This window comes from Jeotgalibaca sp. PTS2502, from assembly GCF_001975685.1.
GTDB classification, from domain to species: Bacteria; Bacillota; Bacilli; order Lactobacillales; family Aerococcaceae; genus Jeotgalibaca; species Jeotgalibaca arthritidis.
Genome location: NZ_CP019433.1, coordinates 172,227 through 197,993 on the forward strand (window position 1 = coordinate 172,227; position 25,767 = coordinate 197,993).

22 protein-coding genes and 1 riboswitch are annotated in these 25,767 nt (G+C 38.8%); of the genes, 13 read left to right on the forward strand and 9 right to left on the reverse strand.

Annotated elements, in window-relative coordinates; translation table 11 throughout:
- Positions 1–20 precede the first annotated feature (20 nt).
- Positions 21–812, forward strand: a complete 792-nt coding sequence (locus BW721_RS00805) for an SDR family oxidoreductase (protein WP_076765263.1) — start codon at positions 21–23, stop codon at positions 810–812.
- 68 nt (positions 813–880) lie between these two features.
- A riboswitch (Fluoride riboswitch) is annotated at positions 881–956 on the forward strand.
- Positions 957–1,013: 57 nt separating this feature from the next.
- Positions 1,014–2,189 (forward strand): cation:proton antiporter, encoded by a 1,176-nt coding sequence (locus tag BW721_RS00810; RefSeq protein ID WP_076765265.1) that lies wholly within the window; start codon positions 1,014–1,016, stop codon positions 2,187–2,189.
- A gap of 354 nt (positions 2,190–2,543) precedes the next feature.
- Here BW721_RS00810 and BW721_RS00815 read toward each other — a convergent pair whose 3' ends face one another.
- Entirely contained in the window at positions 2,544–4,169 is a 1,626-nt protein-coding gene (locus tag BW721_RS00815) for an ABC-F family ATP-binding cassette domain-containing protein (RefSeq protein ID WP_076765267.1), read from the reverse strand.
- 80 nt (positions 4,170–4,249) lie between these two features.
- A complete protein-coding gene (locus BW721_RS00820; RefSeq protein WP_076765268.1) occupies positions 4,250–5,224 on the reverse strand; it encodes a hypothetical protein in 975 nt (324 codons plus the stop codon).
- Positions 5,225–5,353: 129 nt separating this feature from the next.
- Between BW721_RS00820 and brnQ the strand changes: the two genes are divergently transcribed.
- Complete coding sequence (gene brnQ / locus BW721_RS00825; RefSeq protein ID WP_076765270.1) at positions 5,354–6,694, forward strand: branched-chain amino acid transport system II carrier protein; 1,341 nt, start codon at positions 5,354–5,356, stop codon at positions 6,692–6,694.
- Positions 6,695–6,716: 22 nt separating this feature from the next.
- Here brnQ and BW721_RS00830 read toward each other — a convergent pair whose 3' ends face one another.
- From BW721_RS00830 to BW721_RS00840, 3 genes are all read right to left on the reverse strand, one after another.
- Positions 6,717–9,011, reverse strand: a complete 2,295-nt coding sequence (locus BW721_RS00830) for an RNA degradosome polyphosphate kinase (RefSeq protein WP_076765272.1) — start codon at positions 9,009–9,011, stop codon at positions 6,717–6,719.
- A gap of 27 nt (positions 9,012–9,038) precedes the next feature.
- Positions 9,039–10,580, reverse strand: a complete 1,542-nt coding sequence (locus BW721_RS00835; protein ID WP_076765276.1) for a Ppx/GppA family phosphatase — start codon at positions 10,578–10,580, stop codon at positions 9,039–9,041.
- 256 nt (positions 10,581–10,836) lie between these two features.
- Entirely contained in the window at positions 10,837–11,319 is a 483-nt protein-coding gene (locus BW721_RS00840) for a nucleoside 2-deoxyribosyltransferase (protein ID WP_076765278.1), read from the reverse strand.
- Positions 11,320–11,519: 200 nt separating this feature from the next.
- Between BW721_RS00840 and BW721_RS00845 the strand changes: the two genes are divergently transcribed.
- Positions 11,520–12,719, forward strand: coding sequence for a 3D domain-containing protein (locus tag BW721_RS00845; protein ID WP_076765280.1), 1,200 nt, complete (start codon positions 11,520–11,522; stop codon positions 12,717–12,719).
- 256 nt (positions 12,720–12,975) lie between these two features.
- Positions 12,976–14,664 carry an IS1182 family transposase gene (locus tag BW721_RS00850; protein WP_076765282.1) on the forward strand — a complete coding sequence of 563 codons (1,689 nt, stop codon included), beginning with the start codon at positions 12,976–12,978 and terminating at the stop codon, positions 14,662–14,664.
- Here the strand turns inward: BW721_RS00850 and BW721_RS00855 are convergent, their stop codons facing one another.
- From BW721_RS00855 to BW721_RS00865, 3 genes are all read right to left on the reverse strand, one after another.
- Entirely contained in the window at positions 14,665–15,399 is a 735-nt protein-coding gene (locus tag BW721_RS00855; RefSeq protein WP_076765284.1) for an amino acid ABC transporter ATP-binding protein, read from the reverse strand.
- A 154-nt stretch (positions 15,400–15,553) separates the two neighbouring features.
- Positions 15,554–15,703: a YvrJ family protein gene (locus BW721_RS00860; protein ID WP_076765286.1), complete on the reverse strand. Its 150-nt coding sequence runs from the start codon at positions 15,701–15,703 to the stop codon at positions 15,554–15,556.
- A gap of 58 nt (positions 15,704–15,761) precedes the next feature.
- On the reverse strand, positions 15,762–16,631 hold the full coding sequence (locus BW721_RS00865; RefSeq protein WP_076765287.1) for a Cof-type HAD-IIB family hydrolase: 870 nt from the start codon (positions 16,629–16,631) through the stop codon (positions 15,762–15,764).
- 110 nt (positions 16,632–16,741) lie between these two features.
- Here BW721_RS00865 and BW721_RS00870 point away from each other — a divergent pair, with 110 nt between their 5' ends.
- The 4 genes from BW721_RS00870 (at position 16,742) to BW721_RS00885 (ending at position 20,191) form a co-directional block, all read left to right on the forward strand.
- On the forward strand, positions 16,742–17,428 hold the full coding sequence (locus BW721_RS00870) for a uracil-DNA glycosylase (protein WP_076765289.1): 687 nt from the start codon (positions 16,742–16,744) through the stop codon (positions 17,426–17,428).
- Positions 17,421–18,137 (forward strand): alpha/beta fold hydrolase, encoded by a 717-nt coding sequence (locus BW721_RS00875; protein WP_076765291.1) that lies wholly within the window; start codon positions 17,421–17,423, stop codon positions 18,135–18,137. The genes BW721_RS00870 and BW721_RS00875 overlap by 8 nt, the downstream gene beginning before the upstream one ends.
- A gap of 323 nt (positions 18,138–18,460) precedes the next feature.
- On the forward strand, positions 18,461–19,303 hold the full coding sequence (locus BW721_RS00880) for a prephenate dehydratase (RefSeq protein ID WP_083686739.1): 843 nt from the start codon (positions 18,461–18,463) through the stop codon (positions 19,301–19,303).
- A gap of 6 nt (positions 19,304–19,309) precedes the next feature.
- Positions 19,310–20,191, forward strand: a complete 882-nt coding sequence (locus BW721_RS00885; protein ID WP_076765294.1) for a prephenate dehydrogenase — start codon at positions 19,310–19,312, stop codon at positions 20,189–20,191.
- On the opposite strand, the gene BW721_RS00890 is transcribed toward BW721_RS00885, so the two are convergent.
- A complete protein-coding gene (locus tag BW721_RS00890) occupies positions 20,147–21,853 on the reverse strand; it encodes an IS1182 family transposase (protein WP_076765296.1) in 1,707 nt (568 codons plus the stop codon). The genes BW721_RS00885 and BW721_RS00890 overlap by 45 nt on opposite strands.
- Positions 21,854–22,309: 456 nt before the next feature.
- On the opposite strand from BW721_RS00890, the gene BW721_RS00895 reads away from it, so the two are divergent.
- The 4 genes from BW721_RS00895 to BW721_RS00910 all read left to right on the forward strand — a co-directional run bounded on the left by BW721_RS00895 (position 22,310) and on the right by BW721_RS00910 (position 25,717).
- Positions 22,310–23,320: an LLM class flavin-dependent oxidoreductase gene (locus tag BW721_RS00895; protein ID WP_076765298.1), complete on the forward strand. Its 1,011-nt coding sequence runs from the start codon at positions 22,310–22,312 to the stop codon at positions 23,318–23,320.
- A gap of 5 nt (positions 23,321–23,325) precedes the next feature.
- The gene (locus BW721_RS00900; RefSeq protein ID WP_076765300.1) at positions 23,326–24,015 is read left to right on the forward strand and encodes a hypothetical protein; all 690 of its coding nucleotides are present in this window, start codon (positions 23,326–23,328) and stop codon (positions 24,013–24,015) included.
- Between the two features lie 133 nt (positions 24,016–24,148).
- The gene (gene pta, locus BW721_RS00905) at positions 24,149–25,129 is read left to right on the forward strand and encodes a phosphate acetyltransferase (protein WP_076765302.1); all 981 of its coding nucleotides are present in this window, start codon (positions 24,149–24,151) and stop codon (positions 25,127–25,129) included.
- Positions 25,130–25,273: 144 nt separating this feature from the next.
- Positions 25,274–25,717: a hypothetical protein gene (locus BW721_RS00910; RefSeq protein WP_076765304.1), complete on the forward strand. Its 444-nt coding sequence runs from the start codon at positions 25,274–25,276 to the stop codon at positions 25,715–25,717.
- Positions 25,718–25,767 lie beyond the last annotated feature (50 nt).

Sequence of the window (25,767 nt, forward strand, 5' to 3'; positions counted from 1 at the left end):
GGAAAGAAGGAGGAATTTTAATGGATTTGGGATTAAGAGGAAAGAATGCCCTCGTTGTGGCGTCAAGTCAAGGATTGGGGAAGGCTGTCGCAATGGAATTAGCGAAAGAAGGGGCTAATGTGATGCTGACAAGTCGGAACGAAGCGTCATTAGAAGAAGCTAAGCGAGAAATCGAGCAAGTTGCCAGAGGGACAGTTGCTTATTATGAGTGCGATATTACGAAAGTTGATGATATTAAAGCGCTAGTAGCTGAAACAAGAAAGCGTCTAGGTAAAATTGATATTTTGCTAAATAATGCTGGTGGACCTCCGAGCGGCGTCTTTGATGATTTTGAAGACCAAGACTGGGAAGCAGCCTTTGAATTGAACTTATTAAGTTATGTGCGTATGATACGTGAAGTCTTGCCTGACTTAAAAGAAAGTGGCGGTCGCATTGCCAATGTGGCATCAAGTTCTGTTAAACGACCGATTCCAAATCTCATTTTATCCAATACCTTCCGCAATGCCATTGTTGGCTTGACGAAATCACTAGCAGAAGAATTGGGACCGGATAATATCTTAATTAATGTAGTGGCCCCAGGTACAATCGAAACGGGCCGGATTCAGCAATTGAACCAAGACCGCGCTGATAAAGCGGGAACAAGCGTTGAAGATGTTAAAGCTGCAACAATGAAAGACATTCCACTTGGTCGTTTGGGCGAACCGGAAGAATTTGCTAAGGCAGTAGCCTTTATTTTATCAGATGCGAATTCGTATATTACTGGCACCACCTTATTGATTGATGGCGGCGCAGCTAAGGTCATTGCCTCTTAAAAACGGCTAGTCAGCCATTAAAAATTATGCTATAATTTTTTTAGTAATCACGAACACATTGAAAAGTAAATAAAAGAGGGAATGATCGTCTCCCAAAGTTGAAATAAACTTGAACCGCTTAAAGCTGATGACTTCTACCTGTTTAATAGGAGGAGTGTCGGCTTTTTTTGTTTTTTTTAATGTGATAAAGGGGATAAAGAAATGTTAACGAGTATCGGATTATTATTAGTAGTCGGCTTATTTTTGGGCCGCATCTGTAAACGCATAGGATTGCCGCCTTTAATTGGGATGATGGTGGCAGGTGTTTTATTAGGTCCATTTGGCCTCAACGCCTTTAGCTCCAGCTTACTAGACTTATCAGCAGAGCTACGCCAAGTCGCCTTAATTGTTATTTTAACGAGAGCAGGCCTGTCACTCGATTTAAAGCAATTAAAAAAAGTCGGGGCTTCTGCCTTATTGATGAGTTTTCTGCCGGCGACCTTTGAAATAGTTAGCATTGCTGTGTTAGCTCCATTATTATTAGGAATGGATGTAGTGAGTGCGCTTGTTTTAGGTGCGGTATTAGCAGCAGTTTCACCAGCGGTAGTTGTGCCGCGCATGTTGAAATTGATAGACGAAGGATATGGCAAGGAGGCTGCCGTTCCGCAATTAATTATTTCAGGAGCCTCTTTAGATGATGTCTTTGTCATTGTTCTATTTACTGCTTTTAGTTCCTTATCGTTAAGTCAGGATTTGAAACTAAAGACACTATTATCGATTCCGATATCGATTATAGCTGGAGTTGCGGTCGGTTATGTAATTGGGAAAGCGGTCAGCTGGTTATTTAGATATTATCGGATGAGAGATTCGGTGAAACTAGCCATTATGCTAGCTATTTCTTTTTTATTATTAGAAGTTGAAACACAAATTAGTGAATGGCTACCATTCTCAGCTTTGTTAGCGATTATGGCAATGGGAGCGGCGATTTATGCTAGCTATCCCCGTTTATCAAAACGCCTATCTGTGAAATATGATCAGTTGTGGGTCGTTTCGGAAGTCTTTTTATTTGTATTAGTTGGTGCTAGTTTGAACTTTACTTATGTCTTTAGCATAGGCATCTCAGCTGTTTTATTAATCGGACTAGCGCTAGTTTTTCGAATCCTAGGCGTGTATGTTTCTATTTTACCAACGACACTTAAGGCAAAAGAAAAATATTTTACTATGCTTGCTTATACTCCTAAAGCAACTGTGCAAGCAGCTATTGGGGGAATACCACTGGCGATGGGGTTACCTTATGGCGAAGCTATTTTAGCAATTTCTATTTTGACGATTTTACTAACGGCACCACTTGGCGCATGGTTAATTGACCATACGTATCAGCGATTGCTAACAAAATAGTCGATACAGCTGTTAAAAAGTATCTGTATCTTACATAACTAGCATGAAATGTGCGATACAGCACCCAAAAAGAAGCCTGTATCTTACACTTGAGCTTCAATATGTAAGATACAGCCCAAATTCAAGAGATGTATCGACCATTAGTAAGAAAAGCGGACAATTCCGCCTTGGCCTATGAAAAAATAGGAAATTTGACCCTGAATGAGCAGCGAAGCGCGCAATGGGGCAAATTTATCTTTTTTTCACTAGGAAAGGAATTGGGAGCTAGACATTGATGGCTGAACTTATAATCCCCTAGTCTATAACAAAAAAACCTGTAGGAAGATAATTCTTCCTACAGGTTTTTCAGTTTAACTATTCGTATAATGCGTCAACGCGTTTTTGAACGTCTTTGTCATTTAAGAATTCTTCATAAGTTGTATTCAAGCGGTCAACAACACCATTTGCACTTACTTCAATGATACGATTAGCTGTTGTATTAACAAACTCGTAGTCATGAGAAGAGAATAGCATAGCGCCCTTGAAGGCAATTAATCCGTCGTTCAATGCTGTGATTGATTCCAAGTCCAAGTGGTTTGTTGGATCATCAAGAATGAGTACGTTTGATTTTGATAACATCATCTTAGATAAGATAACACGTACTTTTTCTCCCCCAGAAAGAACAGACAATTTCTTCATTACTTCATCGCCTGAGAATAACATACGGCCTAAGAAACTACGTAGGAAAGTATTGTCATCTTCTTCTTTACCAGCGAATTGACGTAACCAATCTAAGATGTTCATCTCAGGATTAGGGAATTCTGATGAATGGTCTTTTGGCAAGTAGCTACGTGACGTTGTGACACCCCATTTGAATGTACCAGAGTCAGCTTCCATTTCACCCGTTAAAATTTGGAATAGCGTTGAAATCGCAATGTCACGACGACTTGTGAAGGCAACTTTATCTGTACGGCTTAATGTAAAGCTAACGTTATCCAAAACTTTTTCGCCATCGATAGTTTTTGAAATACCATCAACGATTAAAAGGTCATTTCCGATTTCACGTTCTGGTGAGAAACCAACGAATGGGTATTTACGTGAAGAAGGTTGAATGTCATCTAATGTAATCTTATCAAGCATTTTCTTACGAGAAGTTGCTTGTTTAGATTTAGAAGCATTCGCACTAAAGCGCGCAATAAAGTCTTGTAATTCTTTGATTTTTTCTTCTTTTTTAGAGTTTTGGTCAGCTGCTAATTTAGCTGCCAATTGGCTTGATTGTAACCAGAAATCGTAGTTACCAACGTAAAGTTGAATCTTACCAAAGTCAACGTCAGCCATGTGAGTACACACTGTGTTTAAGAAGTGACGGTCATGGGATACAACGATAACAGTATTTGGGAAGTTAATTAAGAATTCTGACAACCATTCGATTGATTGTTTGTCTAAACCGTTTGTCGGCTCGTCCAATAGTAGAACGTCTGGTTGACCAAACAAAGCTTGTGCTAAAAGAACTTTTACTTTTTGTGGCTCAATTAATTCGCTCATTTTTTTGTCGTGAAGGTCTTCTGTAATTCCTAAACCTTGTAGCAAGCTAGCTGCATCAGCTTCAGCTTCCCAACCATTTAATTCAGCAAATTCACCCTCAAGCTCGCCGGCACGAATACCGTCAGCATCAGTAAATTCTTCCTTCATATAAATAGCGTCTTTTTCTTGGCGAACTTCGTATAGGCGTTTGTTACCCATTACAACTGTGTCTAAAACTTGATGGTCCTCAAAACCATAGTGGTCCTGATTTAAAACAGATAAACGTTCGTTTGGATCCATGATCACATCACCTGTTGTCGGTTGAACGTCTCCAGAAAGGATCTTCAAGAATGTAGATTTCCCTGCACCATTTGCTCCGATAACACCATAACAGTTACCCGGTGTGAATTTTATGTTTACATTGTCAAAAAGTTTACGGTCAGAAAACAATAGACTGACGTTTGATACAGTAATCATTTTTGGCATTCCTCAATTCTTTGTTATTTTCCTTTCACATTCTAACACATTCTGTCATAAAAGTAAGCCACTTCCCAGAATTAAGTCCGTTTATGGAAAATCAGTATGGTTAATGTGTCTCGAGTTAGATAATGAAGATAGTGCTTATAGTTACGTGATTTATAAAAGGTTCGGTATTTTTGGTAATCCTGTTGAGCAATAAGATAGGGCTTATCATCGAGTAGGAGATACAGGCCATCTGATTCTTCAATATATAAACTATTTTCGTCAAGGGTTGGTGTTGACAAATAAGGGTGGGGTACGTTCTGAACAACAACAATTTCAAGCAGGCTATCTAAGCTAGCAGTTTCTTCTGATGATAAATATCCAAACAAGTTGCTCGTCTCTTCTTTTCTATGTGATTGTAGCAATGATGTATTGCTATAGAGCTGCTGGGTATAGAGTTGGTCTTTTGACACCTTGCTTAAAAGAATAGGTTCCTTTTTACTGACATGGAAACGCAAAAGCTGTAAGGGCTGCTTAGCGTCATCAAGTTGTAAAATATGATGATTATCCCAAACAATTGAAGCGGTCGGTGTATCGTCCCAATGAATCATTTTTTGTTGTTCAGATCGATATTCATAAACACCCGTCTCATTAGAAACTAAAATCATACGGTTCTTTTCACTTAAGGATAGAAGGTGGAAACTACCTGATTGGATTTTATTTAAGTGAGGCTCTGCCTGATCCGTATCTAAACTGTAGAAGCCATCATCTGTTATCAGATAGAGCGTATGATTGAAAATGACAAAATCGCGCATATGTGGTGAAATAACCACTTCTTTTACTAAGAAGGGAGCTAGATTTGATATGTTTAAAGATAGAAATTGTGTTGAAAGTGCATATTGATAAATGGGTAAGTCTGAAAAAACAACTGACTCCATCCACTTATTCCAACGATAAATGTGTAATGTCTGATCATTTCCCCATAAATAAAGCTTGCCGCTATAAAGAGCCATATCATAAAAACGCCCTTGAATGGTCACCTCGGTCATCAGTAAGTTATCTTTTTCCAAGGAAATACTCCTTTCATAAAAAAGTCTTCAATACCAACATTATAACATTTTTTAGGGCAGGTGGTAGAAGGCTAAAAAAGATGTTAGAATTAATCGGCATGTGATTTTCATTGTGATAGAGGAGTTATTATGGATAAAAAATTAACACTAAAAGAATATTTATTTATTGGATCAATGCTCTTTGGTTTGTTTTTTGGGGCTGGAAATTTAATTTTTCCTATTCAAATGGGACAAATGTCTGGTTCTCAGATGATACAAGCAACACTGGGCTTTATTATTACAGCAGTTGGGTTACCCTTTTTAGGAATTGTGGCAATGGGTCTTTCTCGAAAAGACAGTCTGTATGTCCTAGCGAGCAAAATCAGTCATAAGTATGGTTTGTTTTTTACAATCGCCTTGTACTTAACAATTGGGCCTTTCTTTTCAACACCTCGTACTGCCACAGTATCGTTTGAAGTGGCACTAGCGCCATATTTAGATGCCAATCAACTGGCCTTATTTTTATTTATCTTTTCTTTCTTATTTTTTGGAGCGTCCTTGTGGTTCTCTTTACGACCATCTGGTATTTTAACATGGGTTGGGAAAATCCTTAATCCTATCTTCTTAGGATCATTGGCATTAATGATTATCTTTTCTTTATTGAAACCAATGGGAGACGTTAGCACAGTAGCTGTAGCAGAAGCCTATCAAAGCGGTGCATTCTTCACTGGTTTTTTAGAAGGTTATAACACGATGGATGCTTTAGCATCACTGGCATTTGGGATTATTGTGGTTCGTACCATTCAAAGTTTAGGCGTTACTAAACCATCACACATTGCACGTGATACCGTTATTGCAGGTATGTTTAGTATGCTGTTAATGATTGTCATTTATACCAGCCTTGTTTATATCGGAGCTTCTAGTCAAGGTATTTTCAATGTTAGTGAAAATGGTGGGATGGCATTAGCTGAAATTTCTCATCATTACTTTGGAAGTTTCGGAGCAATTTTCCTAGCGATCATTATTACTGTAGCTTGTTTTAAAACTGCAGTTGGGCTAATTACAGCAATTAGCGAAATGTTCGTTACGTTGTTTCCAAACAAACTAAGTTACAATCAATTTGTGTTTCTGTTTACAGCTATTTCATTTGGAGTTGCCAATCTAGGTTTATCACAAATAATTGCCTATTCAGTTCCAGTTTTGATGTTCCTTTACCCATTAGCGATTACTTTGATTTTAGTGGCATTAGTCAGTCCGCTGTTTAAAGATCATGCGATTGTTTATCAGGTAACGACCGTTTTTACTATGCCGTTTGCGATTGTTGATTTTATTCATGCCTTGCCAGTTGAAGCTAAAACTTTTTTTAGAATTGGTTTTCTTTCTGAGTGGGCACAGGCCTACATTCCTTTATTTAATTATGGCATGGGCTGGCTCATCCCAGCTACCATCGGCTTTGTCATTGGTTTAGTTCTTGCTAAAGTAAAAAAATAATAACCGAAACGCCCGTTCAGATTTAACTGAATGGGCGTTTTTTTAAGCTTATAACAAGAATGGTAACTAAAACAGCAAGAAAGGTTGCGATAATGAGTGGGATTAAATCAATCACTTGGGCTAAAATAACACCCAGTAGAAAGCTTGCTAATATTAGTAATGGTAGAAATGTTTGAACCGGAATAGAAGAGTCAGCTGCTGTTTCCACTAGCGTATCCAATGGTTTTTCTAATGGCTCGATAATAGCCTCTTTTGGTTGGGATAGGAGCATAAAGTAATCTTGAGCGACTATTTGTTCCTGGTCATTTCTAATATAGTCATATTTGCCATCTGCTAGTAGTTCTCTCGCTTTGACATTATCTGCCAAATAATAATCAATAATCGACAAAATTTCATCCTTGATTGCTTCATCTAAAACAGGAAATTCAATTTCAACACGGTCAACCATATTACGCGTCATCATATCAGCGGATGACAAAAAGAGATGCCGTTTGCCATTTTGATGGAAATAGTAAATGCGACTGTGTTCTAAAAAGCGACCAACAATACTTCTCACCCGAATATTCTCACTTACCCCTGGAATGCCGGCTCTTAAGCAACAAATACCTCGAATAATTAGATCAATTTGAACACCAGCTTGGCTAGCTTCATAAAGTTTCATAATAATCTTTTTATCAGTCAATGAATTCATTTTGGCAATAATACGACCGCTTTTATATTTTTTATGAAGGGCAATTTCTTTTTCAATGTAATCGAAAAAGGATAAGCGAATCCGGTCAGGTGAAACGTAGAGATGCTTATAAACGGGTGTTTCTGAATAGCCACTTAAGTAATTAAAAAAGAGTGTGGCATCTTCACCAATTTCTTGGTTAGTTGTCATAATACCCATATCCTCATAAAGTTTAGCGGTTTGGTCATTATAGTTTCCAGTTCCAAGGTGAACATAACGAATCATTTTCCCATTTTTCTTTTTAACGACAAGCGCTATTTTACTATGTGTTTTTAAATCAGACATACCATAAAGAACATTAGCGCCGGATTCTTCTAATTCTTTAGCCCAGTGAAGGTTGTTCTCTTCATCAAAACGAGCCTTCAATTCGACGAGAACAGTCACTTGAACCCCATTTTCAGCAGCTCGCTTAAGTGCACCGACAATAGGTGAATCTTTGGAGACGCGATAGAGTGTTTGTTTAATCGCCCAAGTATCCTTGTCGTCGGCTGCCTCATTAATAAAGGCAACGACTGGGTCAAAGGAATCATAGGGGTGGTGTAGGAAGACATCTTGTTTCTCAATGACCTCGAACAAATCAGAATCCTTTAATTCAGCAGGGATAGTCGGTTGGAAGGGCTGATAAGCTAATTCGGGAAAATCTGACTTTAACATGCTACTAATTTGGAAAATAAAGGTTAAGTCGAGTGGACCATTGATTGAATAATAGTCACGTTGTTTTAATTCTAGTTCGTCCATTAGAAACTGAATACTCTCAGAAACATCTGTTTTAGCATGACGGTGATCAACTTCTAGTCGGACAGCTGATCCATTTTTTCGTTGTTTTAAAAAGTCTTCAATGACTAACAACAAATCTTCTGCGCCATCTTCGTTAATATCTAAATCGGCATTTCGAGTGATACGAAAAACAAAATAATCAACGATTTCGATACCGGGAAAGAGCGTATACAAATAGTTAGCGATAATATCTTCGAGAAAAACAAACTTTCGTTGGTCACCGTTTTGAATCACGTAGTAACGACTAGTCAGTGTCGGTATAGGAATAACGGCATTTTGCCCGTTCTTACCTTGCTTCAACCGTACAAAGAGATGCAGCATCTTATTATTTAAATGCGGGAAGGGGTGGTAAGCATCAATTCTTAGTGGTGTTAAAATAGGCAAGAGCGACTCATAGTAGTAGTGATTCACTTCCGTGTACTCATCTTCAGTTAGGTCCTCAATGGAAACAAATTGAAGCTGATACTGACAGGCTTCTTCTCGCAATGATTCGTAGCTGTCGTATTGAAGGGCGACATTTTTTCGGTTCTTTTCTGAGATGGCATTGAGTTGTTGGTCTGATGTCATCAATGTTTTAGAGTCTGGCTGATCAAAGCCAAATTTCAATTGATCTTGGAGACCAGCAACACGTACCATGAAAAATTCGTCGAGGTTTGAACTGCCAATGGCTAGAAAATTCATCCGTTCTAGGAGGGGATTATGCGAATCACGCGCTTCCAAAATCACCCGGCGATTAAAATCGAGCCAGCTCAATTCTCGATTAAAGTAAAAATCTGGTGAAGCAAGATTAATGAGAGTTTCTTGAGTCATGTGATAAATGCCTCCAATAGAATAAGATTAGGGTAATTCAATAAATGATAGGTTTAAATCTTTTCTCAATAAGCGATCTAAATGTTTTTTTTGTCGAGATGCGCGGTACCGTTCAGCGATAACAGGACCGTTATGGAAGAGTTGTAAGTCGTATCCATCCTTCGTTTTAACTAAGGACATTTTTTTAATCACAGACATATGCGAATCGTTCAAGGCATTAGCAAATTTAATGACACCACCTAAATGGCGGATATGGTCGATGTAGCTGACATTAAACCAATGATGAAATGGCTTAATATATTGATTGAAAAGAGATTTGTTTTTATAGCTAGCTAGCAAACTAATAACGACACGGTCTTGATGAGATACGCCATCTAATTCACTATTGGAAATAATATAAAAGGTATGCTGAGATCCAGCGCTATTTTCAATGTATTCCCCCATATAATATAGGTAGCTGCCATACTGTAAAAGACGTGCGATTTGACCATCTTTTTCAAAAATATTCTGCTTACAAAGTTCCTCATAGAGCGCACTAACTAAAAAACCTCTGTAGTCAGCAACATGATCTTGAGTATGGTAAGCAAGCCCAAGTCTGTAAATACTTTGGTTAGCTACATTTTGAGTAGAAAAGGCCGTTTGATCAGTTTTTTCATTAATATAATCCATAATGATTCCTTCGCGAAGCCCCTTATTGCTAAAGATAAAGACGGGTGCCTTCACCTCTTCAAACAAGCTCTTAAAAACAACGTTGGCTGGAATAATAATATCAGCACGATCTTGGCTGAGCCCGTCTAGATTTTGCAATTCAGGAATGGTTAATGATTTGAAGAGTTCTAAGGTATCATTTAAATCATTAGCTGACATTTGATAACCGTGTACACCACCTAGCGGATAGTCGACAGTTCTCTGATGAACATTGGCAATGCTTCTAGCAGATCCACCTATTGCAGTTATCGGAAGTTGACATTTTTTTAGCCATTTTAAAGATTTGAATTGCTCTTTAACGAACTGAGTCATTTTCTCAATGGCCTTGTCATTGTTGTGGTCTTTGTCGGTAAAAAAGAGTTGCTTCAAGGTCACGACGCCAAAGGGAAAACTATGGTAGTTAATGATTTTTTTATTTTCGAAAAGGGTAATTTCCGTACTTCCCCCTCCAATATCAACGGTCACACTGTTTTTTGTTTGGGTGGTACGGGCCACAGCGTAACTACCATAAAAAGCTTCTTTTTCTTCAGGAATGATCTGTATCTGAATGCCAACTTTCTTTTTGACCTGCTTCAAAATGTCGGCTTGATTAGCGGCTTGACGAATGGCAGCCGTCGCCATTGGCATCAGTTTTGAAACCTTATAACGCTTCGAAACGTCGTAAAAATTATCAAGAACATTGACTAAAACATCAATACCGTCCTGAGACATCACTTTATCCTCGTTGAGGTATTGTGAGAGACGAGCAGGGGTTTTGATATTCTGCAGTTCATATAGACGGTAATCTTCCCCAATTTCAAAGATAACCAAGCGAATCGTATTTGATCCGATATCAATTAAACTAATCATTTCTGAATTCATAAAGCGTCCTCCTAAGTATTCTCTTAAGGTCATTTTATAGAAAGAAAGGCATTTTGTCATGAAATTATCATTTTCAATTCACGAAAAGTGTTAAACTCTTAAAAAGTGTCGAGTGGTTGCTTTATAATCGCTCACTGGACAGCTTTCGTGCTTTTTATGTCGAGTAGGCAGGAAAATGAGCTGCCACTCGACAGTTGTGAGCACTACCCTAAAAAAAACGGCATCAGGAAGTCAATTCTTCCTGATGCCGCTATGTTTAGTTTAGATAACGATGAATTTCTTTGAGTAGGTCTGTTGAGTTGCCGACAACTATACCATTTGTTTTGATAAGACCGATCGTATACAAGTTAGCATATGAAAATTGTGACTCGGCAATCGTTTGTAGCGCTTCTAATTTTTGAGGATTAGTTGCTCCTTGTTGGCGAGAATCCGTGTACAAACCGATAACGGGAATACCAGCTTGATAAGCAACACCAATTTCAGTTGCAACTCCAACATCAATTGTTGCGCCATCTAAAACAGCAATCATGATATCAGAAGCAAGAAGGGCATCTGTATCATATTTTGCAATCATTATTGAATCAGCGTAGGCATTTTTATCGTTGATATCGCCTTGATCTTGAGGGATATAAATATCTAAATCTGAGAATTCTTTTTTTATTAAATCAGTTAAATAACGGTTGTATTGCAGTTCCATTTCTGAAAAAAGAGGGGCCGCATAATAAGCTTTTTTAGACATAGTTAATCTCCTTTTCACTTGTATATTCTTCTATGATAGCAATCTGAGAGTGTGGAAGCAAAGGAATTTCGAACTAAACTATATTACAAACTTGTTACAAAACAGTCGTTTTGACATTGAATCGTAAGAGAAATGAAACCCCCCACTCCATAACAAAGCGTATAATGGATAGGAATCTGAAAAGAAAGAGGCGAGCCCAAGTGAGTAAAAGTCGTAAGCTCGGAAAAGTTCTTCTTGCTAGTTTAGCAGGACAACTGTTGTTAGGAACACCGATTCATGCGTCAACATTAGACCAGTTGAATGCGCAAGAACAAAAGAAAACGGAAGAAATTCAAGCATTACAAGGCGATATTAGCACGATGCTGATGTCGATTAATGAGCGAAAATCTGAACTAGACAGCTTAACTCTTGAAGTAGCAGAGGTAGAAACCCAGCAAGAAAAAACATTAGAAGAAATTGACAAGCAAAAAGAAGGCATAGCAGCTCGGAAAAATCAATTGAAAGAACGATTAGTCGCTTTACAAACAAGCCCATCTTCTGACAACCGTATTTTAATGTTGCTAAAGTCAGATAACTTTTCAGACTTTTTAGCTAAGTTTATTCTAATTGGCCAACTTCAATCAGCTGATAACGAACGAATCGAATTAGCCATAGAAGAAGAAAAGAAAATGATTGCTTTGGAAAATCGTCTCGCTCAAGAAGTTGCAGATGGAAAAGCCAAGGCTGAATTGGCTCGTATCGAAACGGACTCTCTTCATACTGAATTGGAAGAACTTCAGACCGTTTTATCTAATAATGAACTTGTCTTGCAAGAAATTTTAACCGATAAAACAACCGAAGAAAATCGTCTAGCTGAAGTGGCCCGTCAAGAAAAAGAAGCAGCTGAGAAAGCAGAAGCTGATCGCATCGCTGCCGAAGAAGCTGCCAAACAAGCTGAAATTGATGCACAAGAAGAAGCAGAACGCGCTGTATTAGCTGCTCAAGCTGAAGCAGAAGAACGGGCAAGAGCTGAAGAAGCTGCAGCTAAAGAATCGGTAAACAAGACGCCTGTTCAAACAACTAATCCTACTGAAAAAGAGGACACGATTGTAGAAACCCCAACTCCAAGTACAGATGGAAAGACCTTAACAGTTGTCGCAACTGCCTATTCTCGTAATGAGCCATACTTAACCAATTTTACGCGTACAGGTATTGACTTAAGAGTGAATCCAATGGTTATTGCTGTTGACCCAAGTGTTATTCCTCTAGGGTCAATTGTTGAAGTACCAGGATACGGAATTGCTATTGCAGGAGATACCGGATCAGCAATCATTGGAAATAAAATTGACCTTCATATGGAAGACTTACAAGCTTGCTATGACTTTGGTCGTCAAACATTAACAATTAAAATATTGAACTAAAACAAAGCACAACCGTTTAGCGGCTGTGCTTTTCTGTTTGACATTGCGAACGGTAGAGTAAGTAGAAAGCCAAGCAATCTATTCAACTCAAGTTTATCTGCAAAAAAGGGACTGGGAAAAAACTCAGTCCCTGAATAAAGAAAATCCCCAACTCTTTCTAAATTGAAGGAGTTGGGGATTTTATTGTTTTAAAAGACATAGTGAGCCAAATACCTTATAATTTAAGTACGACCAAAAACCAAAGGAGTGACTCACCATGTATCAAAATTATAACACAATGGAGACGGCCTTAGCACTACAATTGGATTTTACAATCCCGAGTGATCACGAAGCACGCCTCATCAGCCGTTTCGTCGATTCGATTCCTTCGGAATTTCTCCTGGAAGAGACGTCTCATACAGGTCGCCCTGCCTTTCATCCCGCGATGCTTTTGAAGATGTGCTTATTTGCCTATAGCCGCACCACATTTTCCGGACGCAAAATGGAACGCATGAATGAAGAATCGATTCCCATGAAGTGGTTGACAGGCGACACTTCTGTTAGCTACAAGACAATCAACAATTTCCGTTCAAGCGAGCATGCATCAAAGCTTATTAAGTATGCCTTCATTCTTTTCACAACACTCTTGAGTGACAACGGCTTGATTCACGAAGATGCGTTATATATCGACGGTACGAAGATACAAGCCGATGCAAATATTTATAGTTTTACTTGGAAGAAAGCAATCGAACGCTATGAAGCAAAACTCAATGATAACGTTTCGAAATTGTATGATGAACTCGTCCAAGCAAAAGTAAACCTCGCTTTATCGGAAGAGACATTGAAAACAGCAGAAGGTATTAAAGAAATAATCGGTTCTCTCGACAAGGAACTTGTGGCCGTCGAAGCTGCGATTACAGAAGAAAAAGTGGTTCCTAAAGGTGGTTCGGAACAGAAGCGACGTCGTCGCATCCTCAAAAAATACCGGAATAAATGTAAAAAAGATTTCTTACCGCGTAAGCAACGCTATGAAGAAGCAAACGCCACATTTGAAGACCGAAACAGTTTCTCTAAAACAGATACGGACGCAACGTTCATGTGCATGAAAGAAGATCCGATGAAGAACCGTGAGTTGAAACCGGGCTATAATCTTCAGGTCGCATCGAGCAATCAGTTTGTCATCGCCTATGATATTTTTTCAAATCCGACGGATACACGCACGTTTATCCCTTTTTTGGAATCCATTCAAACGTTGGATTTATTCACGTATATCGCTGCAGATGCCGGTTATGGCAGCGAAGAAAATTACGAGGCGGTTCTGGATACCTTTGGTAAGGTTCCGCTCATCCCATACGGCATGTATCATAAAGAAAACACTAAAGCCTATCGCTCTAATCCTAAACACCGCTATAACTGGGATTATGACGAGATCGAGGATGCCTATACAGATTTAGACGGTGTACGCTTTAGTTTCTCGCATTACAGTACGCGAAATGATAAGAATGGTTTTCAAAGACAATTTAAAGTATACAAGGCTGATGTGGAACAACAGGACGAGTCGCGCAATCAATTAGCCAAGACACCGAAAGGTGCCCAGCGCCAGACAGCGGTCAACTATAACTGGGAATACTTCAAGCAGCATGTAAAAGAAAGCCTTGAGAGCGATCGTGGAAAAGAAATCTACGCACAACGAAAAATCGACGTAGAAACTGTTTTTGGTCGTATGAAAGGTGTATTTGGCATGCGCAGAACTCATGTCAGAGGCAAGCAAGCCGTTCATAATGACATCGGGATCATGCTTATGAGCATGAATCTTACAAAACTAGCCCTTGAGGCTAGAAGAAAAGCGGAAGCTTTTTACAAAAATCCAGTGAAAAATAAAAATCGCAATGAAACAATCAGAATTATGATTATTTCATTACGCTTTTTTTATTTAAGGCTAGTTATTTCCCAGTCCCTTTTCTAATTATAGCACTTTATTTAAGAAATCTTGAGTACGTGGATGCTGCGGATTTTGGAAGACATCAACTGGTGTACCTTCTTCAACGATATAACCACCATCCATAAAAATCACCCGGTCACCAACTTCGCGGGCAAAGCCCATCTCATGGGTAACGACAACCATTGTCATCCCATCTTTAGCAAGCTGCTTCATAACTTCTAAAACTTCCCCAACCATTTCAGGGTCTAGTGCTGATGTGGGTTCATCAAACAGCATAATATCCGGATTCATAGCAAGAGCACGTGCAATAGCGACACGTTGTTTTTGTCCACCTGATAGTGAATTAGGGAAAACATCTGCTTTTTCAACTAAGCCAACTGTTTGCAATAATTCCAAAGCTTTTTCCTTTGCTTCTTCTTTAGACATTCGTTTTAATTCAACAGGAGCAAGTGTAATATTTTCAGCTACCGTTAAGTGAGGGAAAAGATTAAAATGTTGGAAAACCATACCAATCTCTTCTCGAACTTTATTAATATCTGTTTTAGGATTGGTAATGTCAACATTGTCGACGAGAACTGCTCCACCAGAGATTTCTTCCAAACCATTTAAACAACGGAGAAATGTACTTTTCCCAGAACCAGAAGGACCAATAATACAAACGACTTCACCTTCTGTGATTGTCATATCAATGCCTTTTAATACTTCATTATCTCCGAAACTCTTTTTTAAATCTTGAACCAGAACTTTTGTGTCTGCCATCATGATTCTCCTTTCAGGCAAGCTATTTGCAAGCCCATTTCCATTACTCCTAACTATTCTATCAAAAAAACGAGCATTTAAAAAGAATGCAATGAGAAAAACATGAGAAATAGAAAAGAGGCCTTTTTCAAAACTGAAAAGACCTCTTCTAAATTTAACGCTTATTCGCTGTCGTGTATGACTCGCACAGCTTATCAATCGCATTAACGAGAGAATCCAATTTTTTCTCCATTCTACTTAATAAGTAGAGAGAAACAACAATTGGAAAGCCCGTATTGCTAATTAATTCCATGTATTGGTCCATTTTTAACAACTCCCTTCTATCTTTAAAGACGAAGAAGGGGAGCAATGTGTTACCTTAATTATAATTTTTCGTTAATTGCTCTGAAAATAGCATCAGCTACGCCATTCTCATTATTAGTTGTTGTCACATATTTGGCAATCGCCTTAACGCCTTCTTCAGCATTTCCCATCGCAAAGCTGACACCTGCATTTTTAAGCATAGATGCATCGTTAAAGTTATCACCAATTGTCATCACATTTTCCATTGAAATACCCATTTCTTTAGCGAAGCGTTCAACCGCAATTCCTTTTTGTGCTTCAACATGGTTAATTTCAATATTGTTAAAGAAAGAAGAGGTAATAATCAGTTCCTCATCTGTTTCAAATTCTTCTCGAATGACTTGCAATTCGGGTTGTCCGATATTACTAAAGACTAACACTTTTAATATTTGAGAACTATCGTCATCTAAAACCTCATCAAAATGATTCACGTAATGAATATTCAATAATTCCAGACGACTTAGAGCCAAGACAAGTGCCATTTTAAAGGTTGTATCAGGATTAGTTGTTTTTAATAAGGTTGTCATCGTTTCGATACGACCCACCTTATCATCTGAAAAGACACCTTTTGTCGTAACGATTTCGGCATATAATCCTTTTGATCTCACAAAATCAAGGATACGGCGAATCCGTGCTTTATCAATCCCAATATTAGCAATCAAGTTACCCGCTTCATCGAAGAGTTGGCCGCCATTAACGGTAATCATAGGACAAGAAATACCTGCTTCTTGTAAGGCAGGAACGGCTTCTGTATACCCACGTCCAGTTGCAACCATAAATTTAATGCCCTTACGTTCTGCATATTCAATCGCTTCACGATTAGTGTCAGAAACAGCTAATTTATTATTTAATAAGGTACCATCCATATCTGAAACAATTAATTCAATCACGAAAAAACCTCCCATTATAGTGCTCTGATACTAGTTTATCATTAAATAGAAGAAAATGGACAATCTGAAGTGTGTTAAAATAAAACAAATAAGGACGAGAGGTGCTAAAAATGAAACAAATCATTCATAATGATTGGCAAAATCTCCTAGAAGAGGAATTTCAGTCCGCCTACTACCAACAGTTGCGGAATTTTTTAAAAGAAGAGTATCAAACGCAAACCATCTATCCGGAGATGAACCACATTTGGGAAGCTTTTGAACGGACCCCTTACCAAGCAGTAAAAGTAGTCATTTTAGGTCAGGATCCTTATCATGGACCTAACCAAGCTCATGGGCTAAGCTTCTCTGTTCAAAAAGGAGTCGCTATACCACCATCATTGAGAAATATTTATAAGGAATTAGCATCTGATTTAGGAATCGAAGCTGCCAACCATGGCGACTTAAGGAAATGGGCAGACCAAGGTGTCTTCCTACTCAATACCGTTCTCACTGTTCGGCAAGGGCAAGCTTATTCTCACCGCGGTAAAGGTTGGGAGATGCTGACGGATGCGGTTATTCGTGCACTTAACAAGCGGCAAGAACCGGTTATTTTTGTCTTATGGGGAAATGCCTCGATTGCTAAGACAGCCTTAATTGATAGTGAAAAACACATTATTTTAACGGCACCCCATCCGAGTCCTTTGTCTGCTCATCGTGGGTTTTTTGGAACAAAACCTTTCTCAAGAATCAATGAAGAATTAATAAAACGAGGAAAGACCCCAATCGATTGGGAGCTTGAGGATAATCTAGATGAATGAACACTACCTTGAAACAAAGCGAGGTAAATTACGTTACCTACAAGCTGGCGAAGGGGAGGCCATCCTCTTTCTACATGGTAACAATGAGAATGCTGATATTTTTTCAGGTATTTTTGACGCCTTTACCGAGAATTACGCGGTTTATGCGCTCGACACAAGAGGTCATGGCAAATCAGACTTTGCTGTTGAGTTGTTGACTTTTCAACAAATTGCAGAAGATATTGTCTGTTTAATGGATGCTAATCAGTTGAAATCCGTTCATATCATTGGATTTAGCGATGGTGGTAATATTGGCCTTTATTTAGCAGCCCATTATCCAAAGCGTGTAACGTCACTAACCATTATGGGAGCTAACTATGATCAAACCGCATTAGTTGAACCTTTATACAGTGAATTGTTGGAAGAGTTAAAGCAGTTAAGACAGCTAGCGCCATCTGAAGAGCAAAAAAGAAAAGAGAGCATCTTGCGATTAATGTTAGACCAGTTAGCGCTAGAAGAGGCAGATTTAAAAGCGATTCGTTGTCCTGTTTTAGTGATGGCAGGGGAGTTAGATGTTATTCCGCTCAGCCATACTGAACAGATTGCAAGACTGATACCAAATGCTGATTTGGCAATTGTTCCCAATGGTCAGCATGACTTTTTTATTGCACAGCCGAGTGCTCTAATTGATTCAGTAATAAAATTCTACAGTCAAATGAGAAGTAAATGAGAAAATATCTTGTTTTTTAGCTAAAACTCATGTAGGATGGAAGCATAAATGAAAAGAGGTTATATCATGTCCATTAAACTTGCTAGTCAATCAATCACATATTTTAGCTACTTTAGATAGCGTTCATGCCAACCTGTGGTATGAGCGAATGATTTTTTCATCATATCTAAGGTGGCTTATCTGTGTTTGATTGCCGCTTGAACTAACAAAGTGGCTGAACGGCAAGGCAATTCCTGATATGTTGTAACAACGGGAGAAAACCTTATGTACTCTACTTAGATTATTTCTGGGTAGAGTTTTTTATTGAAAAAGGGGGAATTATAATGAAAATTGGTTATCAGGGTGTTCCGGGATCTTATAGTGAAACGGCCTTACAAGAATACAAGCACGCACATAAACTACAAGACGTGACAGCAATTGGTTATTCATCATTTAAAGCATTGATCGATGAGATAGAAGACGGCCATCTTGATTTAATCGTCATTCCAGTCGAAAATTCGACAACAGGCCTTATCGCTCGAACGGTTGATTTGTTACGTTATCGGTCTCTAGTAGCCATTGACGAAAATTATCAATCCATCCAGCACTATTTATGGGGGCTAGAGAAGAGCGAGATTAACACCATCACAGAAGCTTATTCGCATCCAGAAGCCCTATCTCAGTGCGATACCTTTTTCGCTAATCATCCGCATATCACAGCTAAAGCTTATGAAGATACTGCTAAATCTGCCCAGTTTATAGCGGAAGAAGGTAGTATTCACCAAGCAGCCTTAGCAAGTAAACGAGCGGGTGAACTCTATGGCTTAAAGCAACTCGCTGCTAGTGTTCAAACAGAATCCATGAATACCACTCGTTTTTATATTATGGCTCCGAATGAAAAAGTTACCCTAAAAGGAGACATTCTATCGCTATACATTGAGACCAAACACGAATCGGGTGCATTAGCTAAGCTACTCCAAGTCTTCACCTTATTTGACTGTAATATGGAATCACTTAACGCGCGTCCAATTGCTGGTAAACCATTTACTTACGGGTTCTTTATGGAAGTGGATGTTTCAAAATCTACTGTCCCATTCGAATTATTATGGCAAACCTTAGAACAGGTTTCTGAACACCTTCAAGTATTAGGAAGGTTTGATTCCGCATTAACCAATAAGAAGGGATAGAAAGAGATGACAACTATTGCAATTGTAGGTTTAGGTGTCGTTGGCGGTTCCTTCGCCAAGGCATTAAAAAAATACCATCAAGATGGTGAACGTGTTTTAGCAATTGATCCAGATGAAGAAACACTACAAACGGCTCTAAGTGAAGGAATGATTGACTACGGGGAGACTGCTAACGAAACGATTTTACAACAAGCAGATTTAGTCATGATCTGTCTTTACCCTAGAGCATTAAAGGATTTTATAAAAAAACACCGTAATGACTTTAAAAAAGGTGCAATTTTAACAGATGTAGCTGGTGTTAAAGGGGTGCTAGTCGAGCAGTTAAAGGCTGAAATTCCTGAACATGTTGATTTTATTTATGGACATCCCATGGCAGGTCGCGAGAACAGAGGTTATGCTTATTCAGATGCAGATGTTTTTGAAGGTGCCAACTATCTACTCACACCAACAACTGATAATCAGCCCGAGAATATCGAGTGGCTAGAACAACTGATTAAACGAATTGGTTTCAAACGGGTGACCATTGTTCAGCCACAAAAGCATGATGAAATGATTGCCTTTACAAGTCAACTTTGCCATGTTATTGCTGTGTCTTTAATTAATAGCGATGATTCAAATCGTGATACGGTAAAGTTTATTGGTGACAGCTACCGTGATTTAACACGGATTGCTAAAATCAATGATAGCTTGTGGTCAGAACTATTTATTGAAAATAAAGCCCAACTATTGGCTGCAGTTGAAGGCTTCGAGAAACAATTTCAACTGATGAAGCAAGCTATTCAAGAAGATAATGTTGACGAATTGGCAAATATGTTTAAGGAGTCAACTAAAAGACGCACACAATTAGAGCAAGCAGATCGTAAACAAAAGGGACTGGGAAATAACTAGCCTTAAATAAAAAAAGCGTAATGAAATAATCATAATTCTGATTGTTTCATTGCGATTTTTATTTTTCACTGGATTTTTGTAAAAAGCTTCCGCTTTTCTTCTAGCCTCAAGGGCTAGTTTTGTAAGATTCATGCTCATAAGCATGATCCCGATGTCATTATGAACGGCTTGCTTGCCTCTGACATGAGTTCTGCGCATGCCAAATACACCTTTCATACGACCAAAAACAGTTTCTACGTCGATTTTTCGTTGTGCGTAGATTTCTTTTCCACGATCGCTCTCAAGGCTTTCTTTTACATGCTGCTTGAAGTATTCCCAGTTATAGTTGACCGCTGTCTGGCGCTGGGCACCTTTCGGTGTCTTGGCTAATTGATTGCGCGACTCGTCCTGTTGTTCCACATCAGCCTTGTATACTTTAAATTGTCTTTGAAAACCATTCTTATCATTTCGCGTACTGTAATGCGAGAAACTAAAGCGTACACCGTCTAAATCTGTATAGGCATCCTCGATCTCGTCATAATCCCAGTTATAGCGGTGTTTAGGATTAGAGCGATAGGCTTTAGTGTTTTCTTTATGATACATGCCGTATGGGATGAGCGGAACCTTACCAAAGGTATCCAGAACCGCCTCGTAATTTTCTTCGCTGCCATAACCGGCATCTGCAGCGATATACGTGAATAAATCCAACGTTTGAATGGATTCCAAAAAAGGGATAAACGTGCGTGTATCCGTCGGATTTGAAAAAATATCATAGGCGATGACAAACTGATTGCTCGATGCGACCTGAAGATTATAGCCCGGTTTCAACTCACGGTTCTTCATCGGATCTTCTTTCATGCACATGAACGTTGCGTCCGTATCTGTTTTAGAGAAACTGTTTCGGTCTTCAAATGTGGCGTTTGCTTCTTCATAGCGTTGCTTACGCGGTAAGAAATCTTTTTTACATTTATTCCGGTATTTTTTGAGGATGCGACGACGTCGCTTCTGTTCCGAACCACCTTTAGGAACCACTTTTTCTTCTGTAATCGCAGCTTCGACGGCCACAAGTTCCTTGTCGAGAGAACCGATTATTTCTTTAATACCTTCTGCTGTTTTCAATGTCTCTTCCGATAAAGCGAGGTTTACTTTTGCTTGGACGAGTTCATCATACAATTTCGAAACGTTATCATTGAGTTTTGCTTCATAGCGTTCGATTGCTTTCTTCCAAGTAAAACTATAAATATTTGCATCGGCTTGTATCTTCGTACCGTCGATATATAACGCATCTTCGTGAATCAAGCCGTTGTCACTCAAGAGTGTTGTGAAAAGAATGAAGGCATACTTAATAAGCTTTGATGCATGCTCGCTTGAACGGAAATTGTTGATTGTCTTGTAGCTAACAGAAGTGTCGCCTGTCAACCACTTCATGGGAATCGATTCTTCATTCATGCGTTCCATTTTGCGTCCGGAAAATGTGGTGCGGCTATAGGCAAATAAGCACATCTTCAAAAGCATCGCGGGATGAAAGGCAGGGCGACCTGTATGAGACGTCTCTTCCAGGAGAAATTCCGAAGGAATCGAATCGACGAAACGGCTGATGAGGCGTGCTTCGTGATCACTCGGGATTGTAAAATCCAATTGTAGTGCTAAGGCCGTCTCCATTGTGTTATAATTTTGATACATGGTGAGTCACTCCTTTGGTTTTTGGTCGTACTTAAATTATAAGGTATTTGGCTCACTATGTCTTTTAAAACAATAAAATCCCCAACTCCTTCAATTTAGAAAGAGTTGGGGATTTTCTTTATTCAGGGACTGAGTTTTTTCCCAGTCCCCTCCTTTTGAGCGAGTAGAAACGAGAAATTGCCCTTCTATTCACTCAAACAGGGACTGGGAAATAACTCCAGTCCCTTTTTTATATACGAATAATTGTTGCGCAAACGTGCTCAAAAAGGCAGCCCCGACATGCGTTTCCCGAATAATACTCGGATGGTCTACGACCACCCTGCGTTTTTTCGGTCCAACGATTCGGGGCTAAACGCCTTTTTTCCCACTCTCTTTTTTTCAATGTCTCAAGTGTCATATTTTGCTTAAAATGTGTTACCCTTAAGATAGAAAAAGAAGATGAAATGAGGAATATGCATGGATTTAAGTATTTTGGATCAAATTCCAATTTTTAAAAATGAATCAGCCAAACAAGCGCTCGACAATGCCGTGTCTCTTGCCCAACAAGGTGAAAAATATGGCTACAAACGAGTTTGGTACGCGGAGCATCATGGTGGTGAATCGCTCGCTTCTTCGGCACCCGAAATTGTGATTGGTCAAGTTGCGGCTAAGACAAACCATATTAGTGTTGGTTCTGGTGGCATTATGATGATGCACTATTCACCGTTGAAAATCGCAGAAGTCTTTAAAACATTAGTAGCTTTTTATCCCAGACGGATTGATCTTGGATTAGGACGGGCACCGGGTGGAGATCGTCATGCTATCTTCGCCTTGTCGGAAGGTCGAGCGCCACAGTTGGACAATTTATACAATAAAATAGATACGATTCATTCATTGCTGAAGAATGAATTACCTGAAAACGAGCTTTACCAACATACAGCGGCTACACCTGCTCTTGACACTTACCCATCAAGTTGGTTATTGGGTTCAAGTGGCGACAGTGCTTTACAGGCTGCAGTGAGAGGAATGGGTTATTCCTATGCACAATTTTTCCACGGTCAAATGAATCAAGAGGCTTTTGAAATTTATAACAGTCGTTTTCAACCATCAGACTTTATGCCAGAGAAAAAGTTGAGTGTTGCTTTCTTTGCTTTGGCCTGTGAAACAGAAGAGGAAGCGCGTTATTATGAACGACCATATGCTATTTTTAAGATGAAATTAGCTAAAGGGGAACGACTAGAGAAATTTCTAAGTCCTGAAGAAGCGGCAGACTATCCGTTAAGTGATTTAGATAAGGTATTGCTTGGAAAGATAAGTGAAAGTCATTTGGTAGGAACAGCAGACAAAATTGTCGAACAACTCCTTGAACAACAACGACTTTATCAGTTTGATGAAGCAATGATTATTACGATTACCCAACCGCATGAGGTTCGCCTCAATTCTTACCGCTTGATTGCAGAAGCAATGAAACGAACCAACAAGGAGTAGACAGAATGTCATTAAGTTTTGATTATTGGCTTAGTGCTGAAAGATGGTATGAAGGCTATGCAGGTGTCGTTTTTGGTATTGGTATCTTTATTATTTTTGCGATGTGCTTTGTCATTCCAAAACGAAAGACCCTATTGGAGAAGCGATTTTTATCGATTTCCGCTGTAGTAGTTGCTGCGTTAGGTGGGGTTCTCTTAATTAATAATCACCGCTATAAAGCTTATCTAGAACCAGCAAGTCATGTCACACCAGCCATTCGAACCAGTGAATACACATTATTTTCCGGTTACCAACCTAAATCACGGACACAAACGGATTTTTATAATCGATTCCATGATCCAGAAGGAGTAGAGGCAACAGGCCTCTATGAAAAAGAAAAGGTAATCGAAGAATTGATTTATTTGGGGAAAGAAGGTCGTCATCATTATTTTGAGCATGATGGTCAAGTCTTTCGCCAATATGAAGCGAGTGTCTATTTTGATGAATCGGCAGATCAGACAGTCTTAGTGGGGTACCTGTACTACCTAAAAGATGATCGCTTTAAAACAATTGGATTTCAAGATACAAACTATGTTTTTTATGACCGAATTGTTATCAATGATAGTGAAGAAGGAAAGAGCTACCAAGTCGAAGATAAGAGCCTTGCTGTTAACACAAAAGAGACATTTTATGATTGGACATTCCCTTATTATTAAAAAATTTGAAGAATGTGGTGAAAGTGTAAAAAATATAACAGTTTTTTATGCTGTTTCAATGAAAACTAGTGAAATATACTTGAGAATGTTGTATGATAAGAGTGTAAATAAAATCCTTTAGGAGGGTATTATCGTGGAAATGTTTGAAAGTTTAACAGCAAAAATCGTAGGGAAAAACATCAAAATTGTATTCCCAGAAGGAACTGAAACTCGTATTTTAGGAGCAGTCGTACGTTTAAAATCTGAAAATTTAGTTGAACCTATTTTAATTGGGAACCAAGAGGCTGTTACATTAGCTGCTAAAGAACGTGGATTCAATATTGATGGTGTTCAAATTTATGATCCAGAAAACTACGATCAAATGGATGAAATGATTGCATCTTTCGTAGAACGTCGGAAGGGCAAAGCAACTGAAGAGCAAGCAAGAAACATCCTTAAAGAAGAGAACTACTTCGGAACAATGCTCATTCATATGGGACTAGCAGATGGTTTAGTAAGTGGTGCTGTTCACTCAACGGGTGACACAGTTCGTCCGGCTCTACAAATTATTAAAACAAAACCAGGTGTTAGCCGTACAAGTGGTGCTTTCATCATGTTACGTGGACGTGGACAAGAGAAATACTTGTTTGCTGACTGCGCCATCAACATCAACCCTAACGCACAAGAATTAGCAGAAATTGCCGTTGAATCAGCTAAAACAGCAGAAATGTTTGGCATCGAACCAAACATTGCCCTATTAAGCTTCTCAACAAAAGGATCTGCATCTTCACCAGAACAAGAGAAAGTTGCTGAAGCAACTAAGATTGCTCAAGAACTAGCTCCTCAATACAACATTGATGGTGAATTACAGTTTGACGCTGCCTTTGTTCCAGCTGTAGCTAGCCAAAAAGCACCTGACTCAAAAGTTGCTGGAAAAGCTACTGTATTCGTATTCCCAGAAATTCAATCAGGTAACATTGGTTACAAGATCGCGCAACGTTTTGGTGCGTTTGAAGCAGTAGGACCAATCTTACAAGGGTTGAACAAACCAATCTCTGACTTGTCACGTGGTTGTGTGGAAGAAGACGTTTATAAGACAGCGATTATTACAGCAAACCAAACATTAATCGGTTAATAATAGTGAAACGCCCATTCAGAAGTTCTGAAATGGGCGTTTTTTTTGTGCATAATTATATTCCTTTAAGTTAAATAGTATAAATATTAATGTAGTTTTTTGCTAAGAATGTTATAATATAGAAAAATATATAGGAGAAATTAAATGAAAAAATTATTAGTTGTTTTTGCTAGTTTGTTTTTTTTAAGTGCTTGTTCTAGTACCAAATCAATGGCAGTTTTCACTTTTGATGCAAGAACTCAGGATGTTGCCTTGGAAGACGTTGTATTGGTGGCTGCTGACGATGAGGTTTATTTGCAACCAACCTTCCAGCTGTTTGCTATTGAAAAGCTAGACGGTGGACCAGAAGAGCCGATTAAGGGAGCTGTGATTAACCTTTACGATGAAGATAAAGAGTGGCTTTATTCCTTTAACATCGGTGAAAATCAGGAGGGTGTTCTCGATACTCGAACGACGCCACTTGATGGTGACTTAGTTGGTAAGGTTTTAAAGAGTAAGAATATCAAAGCGGGAAAGAAGCTAGTTATTGAATTTATTTATGAAAAAGACTTAGTGGAAATAAAAGAAGAAGTTGTGGTGGAACTGTAACCATTATCCTATCAAGCTGATTAGATTTTCTGATGCTTAGAAAATCTAAT

Bases quoted from the DNA above. Each gene is read 5' to 3' on its own strand.
- BW721_RS00855 (WP_076765284.1), bottom strand. From the start codon at position 15,399: ATGGCAGACACAAAAGTTCTGGTTCAAGATTTAAAAAAGAGTTTCGGA.
- brnQ (WP_076765270.1), top strand. From the start codon at position 5,354: ATGGATAAAAAATTAACACTAAAAGAATATTTATTTATTGGATCAATG.
- BW721_RS00830 (WP_076765272.1), bottom strand. From the start codon at position 9,011: ATGACTCAAGAAACTCTCATTAATCTTGCTTCACCAGATTTTTACTTT.
- BW721_RS00850 (WP_076765282.1), top strand. From the start codon at position 12,976: ATGTATCAAAATTATAACACAATGGAGACGGCCTTAGCACTACAATTG.
- BW721_RS00840 (WP_076765278.1), bottom strand. From the start codon at position 11,319: ATGTCTAAAAAAGCTTATTATGCGGCCCCTCTTTTTTCAGAAATGGAA.
- BW721_RS00890 (WP_076765296.1), bottom strand. From the start codon at position 21,853: ATGTATCAAAATTATAACACAATGGAGACGGCCTTAGCACTACAATTG.
- BW721_RS00880 (WP_083686739.1), top strand. From the start codon at position 18,461: ATGAAAATTGGTTATCAGGGTGTTCCGGGATCTTATAGTGAAACGGCC.
- BW721_RS00815 (WP_076765267.1), bottom strand. From the start codon at position 4,169: ATGATTACTGTATCAAACGTCAGTCTATTGTTTTCTGACCGTAAACTT.
- BW721_RS00910 (WP_076765304.1), top strand. From the start codon at position 25,274: ATGAAAAAATTATTAGTTGTTTTTGCTAGTTTGTTTTTTTTAAGTGCT.
- BW721_RS00875 (WP_076765291.1), top strand. From the start codon at position 17,421: ATGAATGAACACTACCTTGAAACAAAGCGAGGTAAATTACGTTACCTA.
- BW721_RS00810 (WP_076765265.1), top strand. From the start codon at position 1,014: ATGTTAACGAGTATCGGATTATTATTAGTAGTCGGCTTATTTTTGGGC.
- BW721_RS00805 (WP_076765263.1), top strand. From the start codon at position 21: ATGGATTTGGGATTAAGAGGAAAGAATGCCCTCGTTGTGGCGTCAAGT.
- BW721_RS00885 (WP_076765294.1), top strand. From the start codon at position 19,310: ATGACAACTATTGCAATTGTAGGTTTAGGTGTCGTTGGCGGTTCCTTC.
- BW721_RS00870 (WP_076765289.1), top strand. From the start codon at position 16,742: ATGAAACAAATCATTCATAATGATTGGCAAAATCTCCTAGAAGAGGAA.
- BW721_RS00860 (WP_076765286.1), bottom strand. From the start codon at position 15,703: ATGGACCAATACATGGAATTAATTAGCAATACGGGCTTTCCAATTGTT.
- BW721_RS00835 (WP_076765276.1), bottom strand. From the start codon at position 10,580: ATGAATTCAGAAATGATTAGTTTAATTGATATCGGATCAAATACGATT.
- BW721_RS00900 (WP_076765300.1), top strand. From the start codon at position 23,326: ATGTCATTAAGTTTTGATTATTGGCTTAGTGCTGAAAGATGGTATGAA.
- BW721_RS00895 (WP_076765298.1), top strand. From the start codon at position 22,310: ATGGATTTAAGTATTTTGGATCAAATTCCAATTTTTAAAAATGAATCA.